This is a genomic window from Aminobacter ciceronei (genome assembly GCF_014138625.1).
GTDB classification, from domain to species: Bacteria; Pseudomonadota; Alphaproteobacteria; order Rhizobiales; family Rhizobiaceae; genus Aminobacter; species Aminobacter ciceronei.
Window position 1 is genome coordinate 105,582 of the sequence record NZ_JACJHY010000005.1, and the last position, 18,539, is coordinate 124,120.

20 protein-coding genes and 1 tRNA gene are annotated in these 18,539 nt (G+C 63.0%); 12 read left to right on the plus strand and 9 right to left on the minus strand.

The features are described from left to right. Window positions 1–38: 38 nt before the first annotated feature. Together gap and tkt are read right to left on the minus strand one after the other, a co-directional pair. Window positions 39–1,049 (minus strand): type I glyceraldehyde-3-phosphate dehydrogenase, encoded by a 1,011-nt coding sequence (gene gap, locus HNQ95_RS07300; RefSeq protein WP_182573772.1) that lies wholly within the window; start codon window positions 1,047–1,049, stop codon window positions 39–41. 22 nt (window positions 1,050–1,071) lie between these two features. Then, the gene (gene tkt, locus HNQ95_RS07305) at window positions 1,072–3,060 is read right to left on the minus strand and encodes a transketolase (RefSeq protein WP_182573773.1); all 1,989 of its coding nucleotides are present in this window, start codon (window positions 3,058–3,060) and stop codon (window positions 1,072–1,074) included. Between the two features lie 282 nt (window positions 3,061–3,342). Here tkt and HNQ95_RS07310 point away from each other — a divergent pair, with 282 nt between their 5' ends. After that, window positions 3,343–3,615 (plus strand): DUF4164 domain-containing protein, encoded by a 273-nt coding sequence (locus tag HNQ95_RS07310; RefSeq protein ID WP_067957185.1) that lies wholly within the window; start codon window positions 3,343–3,345, stop codon window positions 3,613–3,615. 7 nt (window positions 3,616–3,622) lie between these two features. After that, window positions 3,623–3,985, plus strand: coding sequence for a cell division protein ZapA (locus tag HNQ95_RS07315; protein ID WP_067966084.1), 363 nt, complete (start codon window positions 3,623–3,625; stop codon window positions 3,983–3,985). Window positions 3,986–4,094: 109 nt separating this feature from the next. Here HNQ95_RS07315 and rpoH read toward each other — a convergent pair whose 3' ends face one another. Next, window positions 4,095–4,994, minus strand: coding sequence for an RNA polymerase sigma factor RpoH (rpoH, locus tag HNQ95_RS07320; RefSeq protein WP_067957191.1), 900 nt, complete (start codon window positions 4,992–4,994; stop codon window positions 4,095–4,097). A gap of 185 nt (window positions 4,995–5,179) precedes the next feature. Further along, window positions 5,180–6,208, minus strand: coding sequence for an RluA family pseudouridine synthase (locus HNQ95_RS07325; protein WP_067957193.1), 1,029 nt, complete (start codon window positions 6,206–6,208; stop codon window positions 5,180–5,182). Between the two features lie 24 nt (window positions 6,209–6,232). On the opposite strand from HNQ95_RS07325, the gene HNQ95_RS07330 reads away from it, so the two are divergent. From HNQ95_RS07330 to HNQ95_RS07345, 4 genes are all read left to right on the plus strand, one after another. Beyond that, window positions 6,233–6,613 (plus strand): fimbrial protein, encoded by a 381-nt coding sequence (locus HNQ95_RS07330; RefSeq protein WP_067957196.1) that lies wholly within the window; start codon window positions 6,233–6,235, stop codon window positions 6,611–6,613. Then, the gene (locus HNQ95_RS07335) at window positions 6,610–7,017 is read left to right on the plus strand and encodes a VOC family protein (RefSeq protein ID WP_067957199.1); all 408 of its coding nucleotides are present in this window, start codon (window positions 6,610–6,612) and stop codon (window positions 7,015–7,017) included. Before HNQ95_RS07330 ends, HNQ95_RS07335 begins: the two co-directional genes overlap by 4 nt. A gap of 89 nt (window positions 7,018–7,106) precedes the next feature. Then, window positions 7,107–7,181: transfer RNA gene (locus HNQ95_RS07340), tRNA-Glu, on the plus strand. Between the two features lie 328 nt (window positions 7,182–7,509). Next, window positions 7,510–8,526, plus strand: coding sequence for an aromatic amino acid lyase (locus tag HNQ95_RS07345; protein WP_182573816.1), 1,017 nt, complete (start codon window positions 7,510–7,512; stop codon window positions 8,524–8,526). Between the two features lie 47 nt (window positions 8,527–8,573). On the opposite strand, the gene HNQ95_RS07350 is transcribed toward HNQ95_RS07345, so the two are convergent. From HNQ95_RS07350 to HNQ95_RS07360, 3 genes are all read right to left on the minus strand, one after another. Beyond that, window positions 8,574–9,026 carry a GFA family protein gene (locus tag HNQ95_RS07350; protein WP_067957263.1) on the minus strand — a complete coding sequence of 151 codons (453 nt, stop codon included), beginning with the start codon at window positions 9,024–9,026 and terminating at the stop codon, window positions 8,574–8,576. 52 nt (window positions 9,027–9,078) lie between these two features. After that, window positions 9,079–9,378, minus strand: a complete 300-nt coding sequence (locus tag HNQ95_RS07355) for a DUF982 domain-containing protein (protein ID WP_067966086.1) — start codon at window positions 9,376–9,378, stop codon at window positions 9,079–9,081. Window positions 9,379–9,490: 112 nt separating this feature from the next. Then, window positions 9,491–9,739, minus strand: coding sequence for a DUF982 domain-containing protein (locus HNQ95_RS07360; protein WP_067957266.1), 249 nt, complete (start codon window positions 9,737–9,739; stop codon window positions 9,491–9,493). Window positions 9,740–10,057: 318 nt separating this feature from the next. Here HNQ95_RS07360 and HNQ95_RS07365 point away from each other — a divergent pair, with 318 nt between their 5' ends. Next, a complete protein-coding gene (locus HNQ95_RS07365) occupies window positions 10,058–10,936 on the plus strand; it encodes a hypothetical protein (RefSeq protein ID WP_157097006.1) in 879 nt (292 codons plus the stop codon). A 174-nt stretch (window positions 10,937–11,110) separates the two neighbouring features. Continuing rightward, window positions 11,111–11,785, plus strand: a complete 675-nt coding sequence (locus tag HNQ95_RS07370; RefSeq protein WP_067957269.1) for an outer membrane protein — start codon at window positions 11,111–11,113, stop codon at window positions 11,783–11,785. 82 nt (window positions 11,786–11,867) lie between these two features. Here the strand turns inward: HNQ95_RS07370 and HNQ95_RS07375 are convergent, their stop codons facing one another. Further along, window positions 11,868–12,362 carry a hypothetical protein gene (locus HNQ95_RS07375; RefSeq protein WP_067957273.1) on the minus strand — a complete coding sequence of 165 codons (495 nt, stop codon included), beginning with the start codon at window positions 12,360–12,362 and terminating at the stop codon, window positions 11,868–11,870. 192 nt (window positions 12,363–12,554) lie between these two features. Here HNQ95_RS07375 and HNQ95_RS07380 point away from each other — a divergent pair, with 192 nt between their 5' ends. Continuing rightward, the gene (locus HNQ95_RS07380; RefSeq protein WP_157097007.1) at window positions 12,555–12,692 is read left to right on the plus strand and encodes a hypothetical protein; all 138 of its coding nucleotides are present in this window, start codon (window positions 12,555–12,557) and stop codon (window positions 12,690–12,692) included. Between the two features lie 28 nt (window positions 12,693–12,720). On the opposite strand, the gene HNQ95_RS07385 is transcribed toward HNQ95_RS07380, so the two are convergent. Further along, on the minus strand, window positions 12,721–12,948 hold the full coding sequence (locus tag HNQ95_RS07385) for a hypothetical protein (RefSeq protein WP_067957276.1): 228 nt from the start codon (window positions 12,946–12,948) through the stop codon (window positions 12,721–12,723). Between the two features lie 709 nt (window positions 12,949–13,657). On the opposite strand from HNQ95_RS07385, the gene HNQ95_RS07390 reads away from it, so the two are divergent. The 3 genes from HNQ95_RS07390 (at window position 13,658) to HNQ95_RS07400 (ending at window position 18,532) form a co-directional block, all read left to right on the plus strand. Next, window positions 13,658–14,014 (plus strand): putative quinol monooxygenase, encoded by a 357-nt coding sequence (locus HNQ95_RS07390; RefSeq protein WP_067957278.1) that lies wholly within the window; start codon window positions 13,658–13,660, stop codon window positions 14,012–14,014. A gap of 245 nt (window positions 14,015–14,259) precedes the next feature. Beyond that, the gene (locus HNQ95_RS07395) at window positions 14,260–17,205 is read left to right on the plus strand and encodes a response regulator (protein ID WP_083948474.1); all 2,946 of its coding nucleotides are present in this window, start codon (window positions 14,260–14,262) and stop codon (window positions 17,203–17,205) included. 289 nt (window positions 17,206–17,494) lie between these two features. Then, window positions 17,495–18,532, plus strand: a complete 1,038-nt coding sequence (locus HNQ95_RS07400; protein ID WP_154385682.1) for a PstS family phosphate ABC transporter substrate-binding protein — start codon at window positions 17,495–17,497, stop codon at window positions 18,530–18,532. The last annotated feature ends 7 nt before the right edge of the window (window positions 18,533–18,539 follow it).

Below are 18,539 nucleotides of genomic sequence, written 5' to 3' on the forward strand. Positions count from 1 at the left end.
ACGCGCGGCGCTGTAGTCGCCCGAGGCGGGCGCGGCAATCAGCCGATGGTGCGGCCCATCACGACGGCCGTGTCAGCCATGCGGTTGGAGAAGCCCCACTCGTTGTCGTACCAGGACATGACGCGCACGAGGTTGCCCTCGATGACCTTGGTCTGGTCGAGCGCGAAGGTCGACGAGGCCGGGTTGTGGTTCATGTCGATGGAGACCAGCGGCTCGTCGGTGAAGGCGAGGACGCCCTTGAGCGGGCCGTTGGCGGCAGCGATGAGCACCGCGTTGACCTCTTCGACCGTGACGTTCTTCTTGGCCAGGAACTTGAAGTCGATGCAGGAGACGTTCGGGGTCGGCACGCGGATCGAGACCCCGTCGAGCTTGCCCTTGAGTTCCGGCAGCACCAGGCCGACGGCCTTGGCGGCACCGGTCGAGGTCGGGATCATCGACATCGCCGCGGCGCGGGCGCGGTAGAGATCCTTGTGCATGGTGTCAAGCGTCGGCTGGTCACCAGTGTAGGCATGGATCGTGGTCATGAAGCCCTTTTCGATGCCGAAGGCATTGTTGAGGACCATGGCGACGGGAGCCAGGCAGTTGGTGGTGCAGGACGCATTCGAGATGACGATGTGGTCCTTGTTGATCTTGTCGTGGTTGACGCCGTAGACCACGGTCAGGTCGGCGCCGTCGGCGGGTGCCGAGACGATGACACGCTTGGCGCCGGCGGCGAGGTGCGCCGAAGCCTTGTCCTTCGAGGTGAAGATGCCGGTGCATTCGAGCGCGATGTCGACGCCGAGTTCCTTCCACGGCAGCTGCGACGGGTCCTTGATCGCGGTGACCTTGAACTTGTCGGTGCCGATGTTGATCTGGTCGCCCTCGACCTTCACTTCGTGCGGGAAGCGGCCATGCACGCTGTCGTAGCGCAGCAGGTGGGCGTTGGTCTCGACCGGGCCGAGATCGTTGACGGCGACGACGTCGATGTCCTTGCGGCCCGACTCATAGATGGCACGCACGATGTTGCGGCCGATGCGGCCGAAACCATTGATGGCAACTCTAACGGTCATGTTGGTTCTCCTGGGGGACGTCTTATGCCTGAAGCCGAGCCGTGGCGGCCTTTGCGGCAGCCTCGGCGGTGATGCCGAAATGCTTGTAGAGCTCTTCGATCGGGGCGCTGGCGCCGAAGCCGTGCATGCCGATGAAGACGCCGTCGGAACCGATGAAGCTGTCCCAGCCCTGGCGGATGCCAGCCTCGATGGCGACCTTGACCTTGGCATTGCCGATCATCGCCTTGCGATATTCCGGGCTCTGCTGTTCGAACAACTCGAAGGCGGGGACCGAGACGACGCGGGTCGGGTGGCCGGCGGCCTGCAGCAGCTTGCGGGCGTCGAGCGCGATCTCGACCTCGGAGCCGGTGGCGAAGATGGTGACTTCGGCATCGCCGTCGGCAGTGGCGAGTTCATAGGCGCCGTAGCCGCAGAGGTTTTCCTCGACATATTCGGTGCGTACCGCCGGCAGGTTCTGGCGGGTCAGCGCCAGCGTCGAAGGGGTCTTGCGATTCTCCAGCGTCAGCTGCCAGCACTCGGCAGCTTCCGTGGCATCGGCCGGACGGAAGACGATGTGGTTGGGGATGGCGCGCAGGGCCGCCAGATGCTCGACCGGCTGGTGGGTCGGGCCGTCTTCGCCGAGACCGATCGAATCATGGGTCATGACGAAGCCGACGCGGATGCCCATCAGCGACGCCAGGCGCATGGCCGGGCGGGCATAGTCGGAGAAGCACAGGAAGGTGCCGGAGTAGGGGATGACGCCGCCATGCAGCGCCATGCCGTTCATCGCCGCGCACATGCCGAGCTCGCGGATGCCGTAGTGGACGAAGCGCTGGCCGTAGTCCTCGGCCGTGATGTTCCTGGTCTGGCTGGTCTTGGTGTTGTTGGAGCCGGTCAGGTCGGCCGAGCCGCCGATGGTTTCGGGCACGACGCCGTTGATCACCTCGAGCGCCATTTCCGACGACTTGCGGGTGGCGACCTTCGGCTTGTCGGCGGCGAGCTTCTTCTTGTACTCGGCGATGGCGGCGTCGAAGCTGGCGGGCAGGTCGCCGCGCATGCGGCGCTCGAACTCGCCACGGACTTCCGTGCCGGCCTCGGCGAGGCGCTTTTCCCAGTCGACACGCTTCTTGGCCGAGTTGAGGCCGGCGAGACGCCATGCGTCGAGGATGTCGGAGGGAATTTCGAAGGCCGGGTATTCCCAGCCGAGCGCCTTGCGGGTCGCTTCGATTTCGGCGGCGCCCAGCGGCGAGCCGTGTACCTTGTTGGTGCCGGCCTTGGCCGGTGAGCCGAAGCCGATGGTGGTCTTGGCGGCGATCAGCGTCGGGCGGTCGGAACGCTTGGCGGCCTCGATGGCGCCGGCAATGGCTTCCGGGTCGTGGCCGTCGATGGCCAGCGTGTTCCAGCCCGAGGCGGCGAAGCGCGCCAGCTGGTCGGTCGAATCCGACATCGAGATCGGGCCGTCGATGGAGATGTTGTTGTCGTCCCAGAAGACGATCAGCTTGTTGAGCTTGAGGTGGCCGGCAAGCGACAGCGCCTCCTGCGAGATGCCTTCCATCAGGCAGCCGTCACCGGCGAGCACGTAGGTGTAGTGGTCGACCAGCTTGTCGCCGAACTGGGCATTCATGATGCGCTCGGCGAGCGCCATGCCGACGGCGTTGGCGAGACCTTGGCCGAGCGGACCGGTGGTCGTCTCGATGCCCGAGGCGTGGCCGTATTCCGGGTGGCCGGCGGTCTTCGAGCCGAGCTGGCGGAAATTCTTGATCTCGTCGAGGCTGATGTCCTCGTAGCCCGAGAGGTAGAGCACCGAGTAGAGCAGCATCGAGCCATGGCCGGCCGACAGCACGAAGCGGTCGCGGTCGTGCCAGTGCGGGTTTGCCGGATCATGCTTGAGGAAGCGGGTGTAGAGCACGGTCGCGATGTCGGCGGCGCCCATTGGCAGGCCGGGATGGCCGGAGTTGGCCTTCTCGACCGCATCCATGGACAGAAAGCGGATCGCATTGGCCATCCGGTCGTGTTTTTCGCGCGAGGACATCGTCCCTCCCATAGTCGAGAAAAGGGGCCGCCGACGGCCCCAGAAAGGTGGGGGGACACATAGCAGGCACAGGGCTTGAGTCAACAAATCGGTGCGTTTTCGCGCCCTCGTTGCGGCGCGAAGTCACGCCCCGGCCGCTTCGCTGTGTCGGCTTGGACACGCTTAGTGGGGGAAAGACAAAACAGCTTTGTTGACGCCTCCTTCAACCGGTGCCTAATGTTTCCTTGATAACGCGTTCTGAAACGTGCGCGATTCGGTGATGGGCGGGGGTCTACGAGAGCCATGACCGGGGATACGACACTCAGGGAAGTCATTGGCCGGCTAGGCAGGGCGATCGATACGCTCGAGGGTGCGGTCGCCGCGCGGCTCGAGCACGATCAGGACTACGGCGAAGCCGAAGCCGAGGTCCAGCGCATGAATGCCGACCGGGCGCGGCTGGCGCAGGAACTCGACAATTCCGAAGCCCGGGCCGAACGGCTGGAAGAAGCCAACAAGGAAGTCTCGCGGCGGCTCGTGACGGCGATGGAGACGATCCGCGCCGTGCTGGACAGGTAGGGTGGAGATGGCGCAAGTCACCGTTACCATCGATGGCAAGCAATACCGCATGGCCTGCGACGAGGGACAGGAAGAGCACCTCATCGACCTTGCCAACCGTTTCGACCGCTACGTGCTGCATCTCAAGGATTCGTTCGGCGAGATCGGCGACCAGCGACTGACCGTGATGGCCGGCATCATGGTGATGGACGAGTTGTCCGAGCTGCAGAAGCGCGTCAAGGGCATGGAAACCGAAGTGCTGACGCTGCGCAAGACGCGCGACGATGCCTTGACCAAGGCCGATAAGAACGATGCGGCGCTGACCGGCGCGCTGGGCTCGCTGGCCGAGCGCATGGAGCAGCTGGCGCTGAGCCTGACGAAAAAGGCCTGAGCGCGGGGAAAGTTCTGGGACGGGCTTCCACCTTCGGGGGAAGATGGAGACCGAAAGAAGAACGCGCCGGCATGCCGGCGCGTTTTTTGTTTCAAGCTGAGGCCGATTGTCAGGCGTCGATGGTGCGCAGCGCCTGGGCCTGCTTCTTGGCAGCGGCCTTGACCGCGTCCTGGACCTTTTCGAAGGCGCGGACCTCGATCTGGCGGACGCGCTCGCGGCTGATGTCGAATTCGGCCGAAAGCTCTTCCAGCGTCAGTGGCTCGTCGGCAAGGCGACGCGCCTCGAAGATGCGCTTTTCGCGGTCGTTGAGCACCGACATGGCGCTCGCCAGCATGCCGCGGCGGTTGTCGAGCTCGTCCTGCTCGATGAGCATGGTTTCCTGGCTGTCATGGTCGTCGACAAGCCAGTCCTGCCACTCGCCCGACTCGCCTTCGCTGGCGCGGATGGGTGCATTCAGCGAAGCGTCGCCCGACAGGCGGCGGTTCATCGACACCACCTCGGCCTCGGAGACATTGAGGCGCGTGGCGATCTCGGTGATGTGCTCGGGCTTCAGGTCGCCGTCGTCGAGCGCCTGAATCTTGCCCTTGACCTTGCGCAGGTTGAAGAACAGACGCTTCTGGTTGGCGGTGGTGCCCATCTTGACCAGCGACCACGAGCGCAGGATGTACTCCTGGATCGAGGCCTTGATCCACCACATGGCATAGGTGGCGAGACGGAAACCGCGCTCCGGCTCGAATTTCTTGACGGCCTGCATCAGGCCGACATTGCCTTCCGAGATGACTTCGCCGATGGGCAGGCCATAACCGCGATAGCCCATGGCGATCTTGGCCACGAGACGCAGGTGGCTGGTGACCAGCTTGTGGGCGGCGGTGGTGTCTTCATGCTCGTTGTACCGCTTGGCGAGCATGTACTCTTCCTGCGGCTGGAGCATCGGAAAGCGACGGATTTCTTCCAGGTAGCGGCTGAGGCCGCCCTCGCCGGAAACGATACTGGGTAGTGACTGGGCCATAAAGCACCCTCCCTCTTTGCGAGATATGCCCCCTGATCCAGGCGAGCATGTGGCGCGGCTGCCGAATGCCTGTCGCGCTATGGGTCTTATACAGGAACAAAACCAGAAAAGACACTATTTGTTCAACGCGAAACAGAGTGTCACGCCTAAGTGAACAATACGAGTCAGGTTTTCTGATCGAAGGTTCAGAGATTGCGAAAGCCTTCGACCAATTCCCCCATGTCGCGAGGCAAGGGCGCCTCGAACCGCATGATGAGATGGGAAGCCGGGTGGCGAAATGCAAGGAGGCGGGCATGCAAAGCCTGGCGTGGAAATGCCTTTACCGCGGACTTCAACGGTTCGGGCAGCCGGTTCGACTTGGTCCGGAAGGCCTGGCCATAGTCGGGATCGCCGACGACGGGGTGGCCGATATGGGCCATGTGAACGCGAATCTGGTGGGTGCGCCCGGTTTCCAGCCGGCATTCGACAAGGCTTGCCGTGGTGAATTCGGCCTGGTCCTGGCCGAACCGCTCCTGCACGGTGAAATGGGTGATGGCGTGGCGGGCGTCGTCGCGGTGTTCGGGCACCACGGCGCGGCGGACACGGTCGGCGTGGCGGCCGAGCGGAGCGTCGATGGTGCCGGTCATGCGCTGCGGAAAGCCCCAGACCAGCGCGTCATAGGCGCGTTCGAGGTCGCCGGTGCGGCCATGGTCGGCAAAGGCCTCGGACAGCGACTTGTGGGCGCGGTCGGTCTTGGCAACGACCATGACGCCCGAGGTCTCCTTGTCGAGGCGATGGACGATGCCCGGCCGCTTGACGCCGCCTATGCCCGACAGGCTGTCGCCGCAATGGTGGATCAACGCATTGACCAGCGTGCCGGTCCAGTTGCCGGCGCCGGGATGGACGACGAGGCCGGCCGGCTTGTTGATGACGATCAGCTCGTCGTCCTCATAGAGAATGTCGAGCGGTATCGCTTCGCCCTCGGGTTCGGCCGGTTCGGCCTCGGGCATGTCGATGGCTATTTCGTCGCCGGCAGCCAGCTTGCGCTTGGCCTCCTCGACGACCTTGCCGCCGATGCTGACCGCACCCTGCTTGATCAGCGCCTGGACGCGGCTGCGCGACAGATCGGGCGCAAGGCGGCCGGCCAGCCACTGGTCGAGCCGCACACCTGCGGCATCGGCGTCGGCTTCGAGCACTATCAAAGTGCCTGTCGCTTCGCTATCTGATGCGCTCATAACAATTGTTCCGGAAGTTTTGCCATGTCTCGGCCCGCTATCGAAGAAGAAGACAAGCCGCTCGACCCATCGGTTGAGCGTGTCCGCAGGAAACTGGTCCGCTTCTTCATCATCAATATAGGGCTGTTGTTCATCGCCCTTATGGCCGTCCTCGGCGGCGTTGTCTACAAATCGCGGACGCCGGAGGCAGCCGCTCCGGTGGCGAGCGGCGACATCCAGGTGCCGGCGGGCGGCCAGATCAGCGGCGAGATCATCCTGCCGGTGGGCGCCAAGATCATGTCGCAGGCGCTGTCGGGCAACCGCATCTCGATAGACGCCGAACTCGTCGACGGCAGCAGGACCATCTTCCTCTACGACATGTCAGAACGGCGCCTGATCGGCCAGTTCCAGGTCCGCACCAAGTGAGCGGCTTCGCCGCCCGGCGCCGCATCGCCACCGTCTCGGTGGTCGTCGCCGATTACGACCAGGCGATCGCCTGGTATGTCGGCAAGCTCGGGCTTTCCCTTGTCGAGGATGTCGACCTCGGCGGCGGCAAGCGCTGGATAACTGTCGAGCCGGGCAGCGGGCAGGGCACAAGGCTGCTGCTCGCCAAAGCGGATGGCGAGAGCCAAGTGGCGGCAATCGGCAACCAGACCGGAGGTCGCGTATTCCTGTTTCTGGAGACCGACGATTTTGCCCGCGACCATGCGGCGATGCTGGCCAATGGCGTCGAATTCCGTGAAGCGCCGCGCCACGAGGCCTATGGCACCGTCGCCGTGTTCGCCGATCTCTGCGGCAATCTGTGGGATCTGATCGAACCGAAACGTTGATGCCCCTGCGGCAGCCTGGACAAGTGCAAATAACGCGTGCCGGGCTGTTGCTTTTTCAAGAACGCCAGCCTATATCGCCGATCTCGGCTGCGCCCATCGTCTAGCGGTCAGGACACCGCCCTCTCACGGCGGGAACAGGGGTTCGATTCCCCTTGGGCGTACCAGTTCTTCCAAGCACATACTGTAACTCGAGCCGCTGCCGTCAAACGACTGTCAAGCAGGGCCATTGGTCTGACGCTCTAGATCCTGCGATCGCGCCTGGCTGGCCCATTCTAGTTGTCCGGCCAGTGCGCAGGAGCGTTTCGCATGCTCATTCCCGAAACGCCGACGACGCTCCGGGCATTGTTTGTCGCGGTCATTCAATTGCCCTTGGTCACTTAGCGGTCGCGGCCTACTCGATGATGGCGGCAACGGCCTCGGGCTTCGAGACGGCGTGGCTGCCCGCCGTTTCGGAGACGGTCGCGCCCGCGCGCTCGGGCGTCATGCGCTGCGCTGCCGGCGGGATCATGCGGTCGTCGGGCGCGCCCAGGTAATAACTCGGCCGACGAGCGCAAGAACCTTCCGACCTTCGGCGGGTATCTCGCGACCGATCTCTGGCAGGAACTTGCCGAACTCGTGACACCGGTCACACCCAACGCCCAGGCTGTCGTCGGCACGGTCGAGGACCTGGAAGCGCAGACGCGGATCAAGGCGCAGAAAGCCAGGAAGGCGATCGACACGTCGTTCCATCATCTTGCCCATGACCTGCTCACCGCGAGAAACTGGATGGATGTCAGCGAAGCCCAGAACCCGGGCAGGCAGTTTGGTGCGGCGCCGACAGCCGCGGCGAGCGCGCTGCGGGAGGAAGTGTCATGGCAGCAGCCTGCAGCGGAACGGCCCAAGCGGCCGCTCGGCTTGGTGGTCTATGACTTCATGCAACAGAACCCGGCGTCCAATTTCTATTCGGGCGGGCCGAAGGCACCCGACCTGCCCACGCTGCCAAAGGCAGCCGTGTTTTCCGCAGCCAACTATTGGCTCCAGACGGTTGGCCGTCGCGTGGACCAGCGCGACGCCACTGGTCCGCGCGAAACCCTGTGCGGTGACAGCCGCCGCGCCAGTGACGACCGACCTGTCCTGGTCTTCGACGACCTCCTGGCTTTCCGGACTACAGCCCCGTGCCGGAATGCCCACCTAAGGCCTGACGTACCGCGAGATGTCAGGCCTTTCTTTTGGTGGCGACATGCATTGCCGGCATGTCGCGTGGCCGCAGCGTGTGACCGCCGCTGCCACGTCGCTGCGAAAACGCCATGTGGAACCTTGCCTGCCCGTCGGCGTTGCGGTGACAAAGGAGAATGCCGTCATGCTTCGAACACTAGCACTGTTTGTCGTCGGTTATGCAGCATACAGGATCGTCGAGAGTTCATCGCCAGCGTGCCGTCGGATTTCGATCCCGTGCCGGCAGCGCCGAAGCGTCGCCGCAAGCCGGTCGTGAAGCCGAGCGCCAAGACCGCCACGGCGACCACGCACTGAAAGCCCTCGGAAATCAGGGCGGGTCCCAAACCCGCTGATTTCCGCGACTACGCTTGCTTTCTCAAAGCGCTACGTTCGGCGGGGGCGGTTTCGGAAACAGCGGCCGGCGGCTGACGGTCGTGGTCGAACTGCTGCGCCTCGGGCAGAGGATGCAGCCAGTTTTCCCGTCGGCCAGTCCAGAGTTCATATTGAGGCGTCAGATCGGAGGGCACCACGTCGAGACTGCCGAGCATGACTTCGGCCTCGTCGTCGCTGACGAAGGTGACGCGGCTGCCGCAGGTGACGCAGAAGCTTCGCTTGCCATAGGTATTGACCTGGCCCGTCTGTTCGAGGGTCGAAACCGGCCAGACGGCATAGGCGGAAAATGCCGAACCGCTGGTCTTGCGGCAATCGGCGCAGTGGCAGATCCCGACACGCAGAGGCTCTCCGGTCACGCGGAATGTGACGGCACGGCAATAGCAGCTGCCGAATCGGATTGTCTCGCTGCGACGGTTTACCATGGCAGAGCTCCTTTCCGCTCCAACGGAAAGCCACAGGCAAACGTTCCCTGGGTTAGAGGGGCATGCGGCCGCGTTTCGGCGTTGCGATCCATGGCTCGATCGACACCGCTTCGGTTTCGCGGATGCCGACGGAACGGGCAAAGCCGGCGAAGGCATTTCGGGCACCATCGACCGACAGCCGGTCCTCGCGTGCCGCATGGCAAGCGCGCATCGCCGTGTTGTAGATCGGTCCGCGCCTTTGTTCGGGCCACCTTGCGAGGAAGCCGAGCGCATCGGCGACACTGGCAATCTGCAGGATGGCCTGATCGGCGTCCCTGACGAAGATCGGGCTGGAAAAGGTTTTGGCTGTCATCACTTCCTCCCGGGTCATGGACCGTCTTTCGAGCAAGCGAACCTGCCGGCTTTCGGCGCGACAGGCAGACCAGGAAAATGGCGACGGCAGCCTTTCCCGTCAAGAATGGAGTTCAAGCCGCATCCGGCGACGCGGCCAGTATTCCGGCCTCGTTGCAGAAGCTTTCGAAAGCTTCCCTCGCCTCGTCGACAGGGATCGAGCCGTTGATCGCGGCCTGCATGGCGTTTTCTGCGAGATAGAAGAACGGATTGCGCTTGTCTTGCGGCCAGCCGTCAAGAAACTCGACGGCATCCGACACCGAGACGACCTCGCGCAGCGAAAACTCTCCATCTTTGACCCAGACGTTCGGTGTAAAATCCATCCACCAGAACGCGCCCGATGGCGGAGAGTTGCATCGGCGGCCTCAGTGCGCAGTCGATCGATAGCATTTTTTCTTAACAAGAGAGGGCATCGGCCGACAACGCTCGAGGTGCCATGCCGCCGCGAAATCATCCTGTGCTATCGGTTCTCCTGTAGGGATCAGCAAGGTTCAATTCAGGATTGCTTGATATCAACTGGCCGAGTTACTGACCGGAACTGGAGCCGCCTTTGAAGGGGGCTCATTGCCAAAAATGCAATTGCCATCGCGACTTTCATGCACATGCCCGCCCAGAATCCGCCCCGCCGCCCGACAGAGCCGATGAGCGCAGCGGAGCTGACTGCGCATCCGCTCTTTCCACGCATCGACCGGCGCCTGGCTCTCCATCTGATCGCCATCCACGAGCAGACGCCAAGGCTGGCGCGGCTCAAGGCTTCGCACCGCAAATGGCTGATGACCCAGTCGCTCTATGCGCTTACGCTCGAGCGCACGGAGGACGACCCTCATTCCGGCCTTTCGCAGTCGCGCCTGGTCGACATCGCCACCAGCATCGGCGCTGTCAGCCACAACACGGCACGAGCCTTTCTGCAGGAATTGCTGACCTATAAGTTTCTGACCGAGATCCCCACCCCGCACGACAAGCGGCTACGCCTGCTCGACACGACCGAGGCGAGTCGGAAGGCGATGACCGGCTGGTTCATGGGGCATATGAGCTGCCTCGATGAACTGGACAATGGCGGGCGGCACGCCCGCTGCACCGCCGACGACAGGATCTTCCGCGCCGCCCAGCCACGCGCAGCCCGGCGGCTGATCGAGAACCCGGTGTGGCGTTATCCGGCCGAAAGCATCAATTCGTTCCTGCAGTCGGAACTGGGCGGGATGATCCTGCACGAGCTCATATCGCGCATCGAAGATTTCATCCCGCAAGACGGCAAGGTGATCGTCGGTCCCTCCAGCCTGGCGGAACTCGCCGCGCGATACTTCATCTCCGTCACGAACCTGCGCAGAATGTTCAAGAAAGCGGAAACAAGCGGGCTGATGGGCTGGTCGGAGGCATCGGACCAAAGGGTGTTGTGGCTGTCGGCGACGTTCCTGGACGACTATTTCCTGTGGCAGGCGCAGAAATTCGCCGCCCTTGACGAGGCCTATTGCTGGGCGGTCCAGAACATTGTCGGGCACAACCACTCTGCAACCGGCTGATCCAAGCGCGACGATGTAGAAATGCCGCGACATCAACAGGCGGCAAGATAGAACCAGATTTGGTCGTTTCCGGACGCGCAGGCAGCCCTTATCAGGCGCTGAAGGGCGTGCGGCAGTCAGGTTCAGGGCAACGAAAGGTTGTCGTGCCGTGCCCCTTCATTCCAGGGGTTTTTCATGAAAACAGTTCTTCTTGCTTCGACCTTGATGCTTGCCGTTGCGGGCAGCGCGTTTGCCGCCGATGTGGTTGCCCACGAGCCGGCGCCGGCGGAGGCGCCCGCTGGTTTTGTCTGGACCGGTGGCTATGTCGGCCTGCATGGCGGCTACGCCTGGCTCAATGGTACGGTCGATGTCGCCACGGCCGAACGGCCCTTCGATATCGATGGCTTCGACAACGGGCTGCTGGGTGTCCATGCCGGCTACAATTGGCAGCTTGGCGGCGGTTTCGTCGGCGGTATCGAGGTTGACCTCTCGCATGCCTGGACCAAGCGGGACTTGGTCGTCCGTGTCAGCGTTCCCGATTTCCCGCCGATGGACATTCCCGTCGAAGCCGGGACCAACTGGCAAGGCAGCGCGCGCCTGCGCGCCGGCTATGCGATGGACCGTACGCTGCTTTTCGCGACGGGCGGCGTTGGCTTCGCCAATACCTACGTGAAGATGCAGGCCTATGACGAGAGCAAGACGTTCCTCGGCTGGACAGTGGGTGCCGGCATCGAGCACGCGTTCACCGACAACTGGATCGGCCGCCTCGAATACCGTTATGCCGATTTCGGTTCGGAGACGTTTCCGGGCGACATCAAAATCGGTCTCAACGAGCACACCGTGCGCGCCGGCATCAGCTACAAGTTCTGACCGGCACTGCCCGACTAGAAAAGAGCCCGGCTTCATCGCGCCGGGCCTTTTTTCGTCATGGAACGGCTGGTCCGGCTGGACCTCACTCGGCTGGCAGGCTGCGCACGAATTCGACGCCGTCGATGACAAGCAGGTGTGGCTCGGGTGCGGCGGCGATTCGCTGGACGCCGTCGCTGCAGGTAAACACCGGCCAGCCGCTGTCGGCGCACAGGATCTCGACGAACCAGTTGCCGAGCTGGTCGGTCAGGCTGATGCGCAAGGCGCCGTCCTTGAGGCGCCGGGCATGGGAGCCGTTGGTTGCAGTCCAGGTCCAGGGTCCGCCGAGAGGCGGCCGGGAGAACATGACAAAGGGATAGGTCCTGGGCGGCAGGTCTTCATATTCGGCCGCCAGGCGATAGCGCATCATCGCGGTGGTGTAGTCGGCGGCGATGGACGGCCAGCGCGCATAGAGCATGCCGACGCCGTGCAGATGCGGATCGACAAGCAATTGGCGAGCACGGCTCTCGGCAGCATGGGCCGCCGTTGCCATGGCGACGGCGGCGATGGCAGCAAGCAGCATTGCGATGCGTCGCGACATGTGCCCGGGCCTCAGAGCCCATCCCGGATAGGAACGAGCGCTCGTTGGAGCGTGACCTTGCCCGCGAACCTGTTTCCCAGTTTTCGGGAAAGAATCAGTCGACATCATTGTCGCCGCTTGCCGTAGCGGGATCAATGGCGGGATGATTTCTGCCTTCGGACCGCAACAGGGCAGGGCCGATCGGAAAAAATCTTGGAAAAATTGAATCGGGGTGAAAACCCCGAACGCCTCCTGCGTACGGCATCAGGTCGACGCCAGAACCTGGTGAAGCGCGCCAACAGGCTGGCGTCCAATTCACCCGGTCCCGAAAGCCTGATGCTTTCGGGCTAGCAATTCGGGGTTGCAGACCGCCTTTTCGTCAGGCGGCGGCTCTTGCCCTGAAACGGGGTATGCTTGCCAGCAGCAGATCCTTGTCACGCACGCCGCTACGATAAAGCTTGAGGAGCGTCCTCGCTATCTCGCTTGCCCAGACGGAACTCGGGTCTTCGCCGCGTTCGTGGCAGATCTGGTCGAACACATGCTGAAGAAGCGCGAGATCCCTGGGATAAATCGGGGAGTTAGGCTGGGTGAAAAGTACGTGCTCCATAGTCTTCTCCCATATGGTGCTTGTTCTTTTGTCTTATGCTTTGCTGCTGAGTTTTTGCCTGCTTGCTGCCGCGGTCAGCAAAGCTGATCGCGATCAAGAACCAAATCCGCGCTCATGCCCTTGGGTATAGAACGAGGATAGAGTTCAGCATCGTCACGTATGTGGAAGCATCTGCCGCAGGCGATCGCATCAATATGCCTCCTTGAGGCAAAGGTTGCATGCAGGCGTGGGTCATTTCAGGGCGGAAATTCTGCTCTACAACCTGTGTGATGTCGAGTCACTCTGGGTTGCAACGGAGTTGCAGGAAAAGGTGCTCAAATGAAGGTGAAAGGGCCCGCCAGGAGGGGGACGGCAGGCCCTTTCTGGACGTGGCTGAAAGGAAAAGACCACGCCCGGTGTGCCAGAACGCAACTCTTCGGGGTGGGAAATGGTTCCCTTCAGGCGCGCTTGCTTTACATCAGGACATCGACAGTGATCATTTGCCTTCATCATTTGTTCACCATCAACTCCCCACCATTCATGTGCGCAATGTATCGAGTGCGCGTCTTTGGCAACGCCCGGCGGGCTGCACAACCCTTCGCCCGCCGGTGCGCCTCAGGCCCCTGACATGGCCTTCCCAACGCTGCCTGCATGACTTAGCCTGACGCTATCGCCGCTGCCCACTGGCTCGCCGGCGGGATCGCAGGAAAGGCATAAGCTCTTGGCTGAAATGACCATCATCGTCGAATTCGAGACAGTGGACGGGGCGGAGGAGCAGTTCCTCGACCTGATCTCGGAACACGCCCGTGCCACGCTGCAGGAAGAGCCGGGCTGCCTGCGCTTCGAAGTCATCAAGCCGGTGGAGCGCGACGGCACGCCGATCGCGAACAAGGTGATGGTCAACGAACTTTATGCCGATGAAGCGGCTGTTGCCGCGCATGAGCGGAACCCGCGCATGCCGGATGTGCAGGCGGCACTTTCGCCCTTGCTCAAGTCGCGCCGGCTGATCCTGGCGCGGTCGCTCGGCCTCGTCGATCCCAATGGCGGCATGCGGCCGGAAGAGCTCAACGCGGCCAATGACGATTAGCGCGGAGGTTTCAGGCCGACCTGGCACCGCTCGTGGCGATTTCCCGGTTGCCCGATGCTGACGTCGCGGAAAGTAAGCGCAGGTCAGGTGTGGTTTTTCGTGGTTTCTCGCTCCAGTTACATTTGCAATTGCTGATGTGCGGCGCTGCGATGTTAAGGTTAGTCAGTCGTTAATGCTTCTGCGGCAAGGTTTGTCGTGGCGGTCTGCGGGGGAGCAGCATCGCTCCATGCATGCAGGGCTGACGGATGCGGAAAATTCTGGGCTCGGACGTCAACGATCCGACCGGCGAGCCGGCCAATGAGCGGGGGCTGACGAACGAGGCTGGCGGCGCGCGGGCCCTGGACGATCTCGACCTGCCTTATGCCGATCTCGAACGCACCATCGAATCGATGAACATGGGCGTGGTGCTGGTCGATGCCGGCCTCAACGTGCAGTTCATCAACCGGGCTTTCCACGACATCTGGAGGCTGACAGTCGGCCAGGTCGCCGTCGGCTGCCCGTTCAGGGCGTTGATGGACATCAATCGCTACAGCGGTGTCTATGCCGTCGCCGACGCCGACTGGGAAAGCTACGTCGCCCTGCGCGAGTCCGAGATTGCGGCCGGTGATGTCGCGCCGCGTGAATTCCGCCGCGCCGACGGCTGTACCATGATCTATTCGGTCACTGCCCTGTCCGGCGGCAAGCGGCTGGTTTCCTATTACGACGTCAGCGAGATGAAGCGCCGTGAGGTCGAAGCGGTCGAAGCCCGCCATCGGCTGGCCGAAGTGCTGGAATCGCTGCCGGCCGGCGTCGTCATCTATGACCGCGACGACCGTTTCGTGCTTGCCAACCGCAAGCTCAAGAGCGCCTTGCCGGCACTCCATGACGTACTCACCGAAGGTCGCACGCTGCGCGACAGCATGGTGGCAGCGCAGCGCTCGGGCTACTTCCGCGACACCAGCGACGACGACCTTGATGCCCTCTATGACGCCGATCCTGAGGCGTGGGTCGAGGGCATGATGGAACGCTATCACTCCAGCCAGGCGGTGCGGGAGCGGCGCAATCCCGATGGCCGCTGGTACCAGATCTTCGACCAGCGGCTGGCCGACGGCACCTTCATCGGCGTGCGTGTCGACATCACCGAACTCAAGCAGCGCGAGCGTGCGCTGCAGGACTCGATGCGCGAGAATGAGGTTTTCCGCAGCCTGATCGACAATGTTCCGGTGTCGATCTACGCCAAGCACCACGACCTCAGGCTGATGTATGTCAACCAGGGTTGGTGCGAGCTGACCGGCTATTCCAAGGAAGAGGCCATCGGCAAGACCGATCTCGAGATTTTCGGCTCCGAAGGCGAGCCCTTCATGGAGGCCGACCGCGAGGTCATGCGCCGCGGCACGACGGTTGAGATCGAAGAGACGGCGACATGCGCCGACGGGACGATGCGCCACCAGTTCGCGCGCAAGAGCGCGATGGTGGCCTCCGACGGTTCGCTCTATTTGATCGGCTCGACAACCAACATCACCGAGCTCAAGCAGCGTGAAGTCGAACTCGAGGAAGCGCAGCGCCGGGCCGTGCTGGCCGACCGCGCCAAATCCGAATTCCTTGCCAATATGAGCCACGAAATCCGCACGCCGATGAATGGCGTGCTCGGCATGGCCGAGCTTCTGGCGAAGTCCGACCTCGACCCGAAGCAGAAGACCTTCACCGACATCATCGTCAAATCGGGCAATGCCCTGCTGACGATCATCAATGACATCCTCGATTTCTCGAAGATCGACGCCGGCCAGCTGGTGCTCGACCCGATCCCGTTCAACCTGTCGGAAGCGATCGAGGACGTCGCCACGCTGATGTCGACGCGGGCCAAGGAGAAGGATCTCGAGCTGATCGTCAGGATGCAGCCCGATCTCCGGCATCTCTATGTCGGCGACGTCGGCCGCATCAGGCAGATCATCACCAATCTGCTCGGCAACGCGGTGAAGTTCACCGATTCCGGCCATGTGCTCGTCGACGTGACAGGCCGCAGCGACGGCGAGCAGACCAAGCTGCATGTCGCGGTGACCGACACCGGCATCGGCATCCCCGAGGCCAAGCTCAAGCTGGTGTTCGAGAAGTTCAGCCAGGTCGACTCGTCGTCGACGCGGCGGCACGAAGGCACCGGCCTCGGCCTTGCCATCACCTCGCGCCTCGTCGACATGATGGGTGGCGAGATTGGCGTGGAGAGCGGTGAGGGGGCGGGTTCGACCTTCTGGTTCTCCTTGACCCTGCCCAACGCCGGCCGGCTGGAGACGCGGCCGGCAGCACTGATCGACGTCACCGGTGCGCGCGTGCTGATCGTTGACGACAATGCCGTCAACCGCACGATCCTGACAGAACAGATGCTGTCGTGGGGCTTTGATTCCTGTGCCGCCAAGAGCGGCGCCGAGGGACTGCAGGTGCTGCAGGCCGCGCAGGCGATGGGCATCAATGTCGACTGCATCGTGCTCGACTACCAGATGCCGGGCATGACCGGTGCCGAGATGGCCCGGATCGTGCGGCAGTCGCCGACCCTGTCGGACACGCCCGTCGTCATGCTGACCTCGGTCGACCAGTCGCTTTCTGGTCCTGGGCACCGCGATCTCGCAATTGATGCCCAACTGATCAAGCCGGCGCGCTCGTCTGCTCTGCTGGAGGCGCTGGTCGCGGCGATCCAGCGCAAGCGGGCGCCCAACCTCACGCCGGCGCAGATGGTTGAAGCGCAGGTGCCGGCTAAGCTTCCCAGCAGCCCTGCGCCGCAAGCAACGCGCCTCCGCGGCGGCCAACGGCCGGGCGGCGATGGCGGGCTCGACATTCTCGTTGCCGAGGACAACGAGGTGAACCAGATGGTGTTCAGCCAGATCCTGGCCGAAACCGAGCTCAGCTTCGAGATTGTCGGCAATGGCAGGCGCGCGGTTTCAGCCTATGGCGAGCGTCGTCCCAGGATGATCCTGATGGACGTGTCGATGCCCGAGATGAACGGGCTCGAGGCGACGAGCGAAATCCGCAAGCTCGAACGCGGCACCGGCATGCGCGTGCCGATCATCGGTGTCACTGCGCACGCACTCAAAGGCGACAAGGAACGCTGCCTCGAAGCCGGCATGGACGACTACCTGCCCAAGCCGATCAGTCCGCGGGCCCTGCTCGAAAAGATCGAGCGCTGGTCGTGGCAGGACGAGGAGCGCCGCGGCGCCGTCTGACCCGGATCCGGAACACGCGCCGGATCGGCTCTGAAAGATTGTGGAAATGTGACAGTCTGCGGCGACAAAGACCGGCCTGCCGTTGCGTAGGCGGCTTGCTTTCGTTGCCTGCCTGTTGTTTGCCTCGCGCCGGCAAAGGACCGAGGAAACGACCCCTTCAGCGCCATGCACAGCAACCGTTACAGGGGTGACACGAAACTGTCATGCAACTGTAATAGAGGGGGGCTATTGGCTCACCGGGCGCCGAGGAAAGGCGTCATAAGAGATACTCCAACAGGAGCAGGCCCCAATGAAAAAAGCTCTTCTCACTGCGTCGGCTGCTGCCTTCGCGATCGCAGCCTCGGTAGGCTATGCCTCGGCCCGCGACCAGATCCAGGTTGCCGGTTCCTCGACCGTTCTGCCCTATGCAAAGATCGTTGCCGAACAGTTCGGCGAGACCTTCACCAACTTCAAGACCCCCGTCGTCGAATCGGGCGGTTCGGGCGCTGGCATCAAGGAATTCTGCAAGGGCGTCGGCGAGAACACCATCGACATCGCCAACTCCTCGCGTCCGATGAAGAAGGACGAGATCAAGTCCTGCGTCGACGCCGGCGTCAAGGACATCCAGGAAGTGAAGATTGGCTATGACGGCATCGTCTTCGCGACCGACGTCAAGGGCCCGGACTGGGCGCTGACCCCGGAAGACGTCTACAAGGCGCTCGCGGCCAAGATCGCTGTCGACGGCAAGCTGGTCGACAACCCGAACACCAAGTGGAACCAGGTCAACCCGAACCTGCCCGACTGGGACATCGCTGCCTACATCCCGGGCGAAAAGCACGGCACCCGCGAAGTGTTCGAAGAAAAGCTGCTGATCGCCGGCTGCAAGAAGCTCGGCGGCGTTGACGCCGGCAAGGCTTCCGGCCTCGACGACAAGGCCGCGGAAGCCGCCTGCAAGGCCGTGCGCAAGGACGGCAAGGCTGTCGACATCGACGGCGACTACTCCGAGACGCTGGCCCGCATCGACTCGAACAAGACCGGCGTCGGCGTGTTCGGCCTGGCCTTCTACGAAAACAACGCCGACAAGCTGAAGGTCGCCACCGTCGGCGGCATCACGCCTTCGGTCGAGACGATCGCCAAGGGCGAGTATCCGGTGTCGCGTCCGCTGTTCTTCTACGTCAAGAAGGCGCATCTCGGCGTTGTTCCCGGCCTGAAGGAATATGTTGAGTTCTTCCTCGACGACCAGATGGTCGGCCCGGAAAGCCCGCTCGCCGACTACGGTCTGGTTGCTGCTCCGGACGCAGAGCGCGCTGCCCAGCGCGAAGCCTTCGGCGCCGGCAAGACCATGTAATCAACGA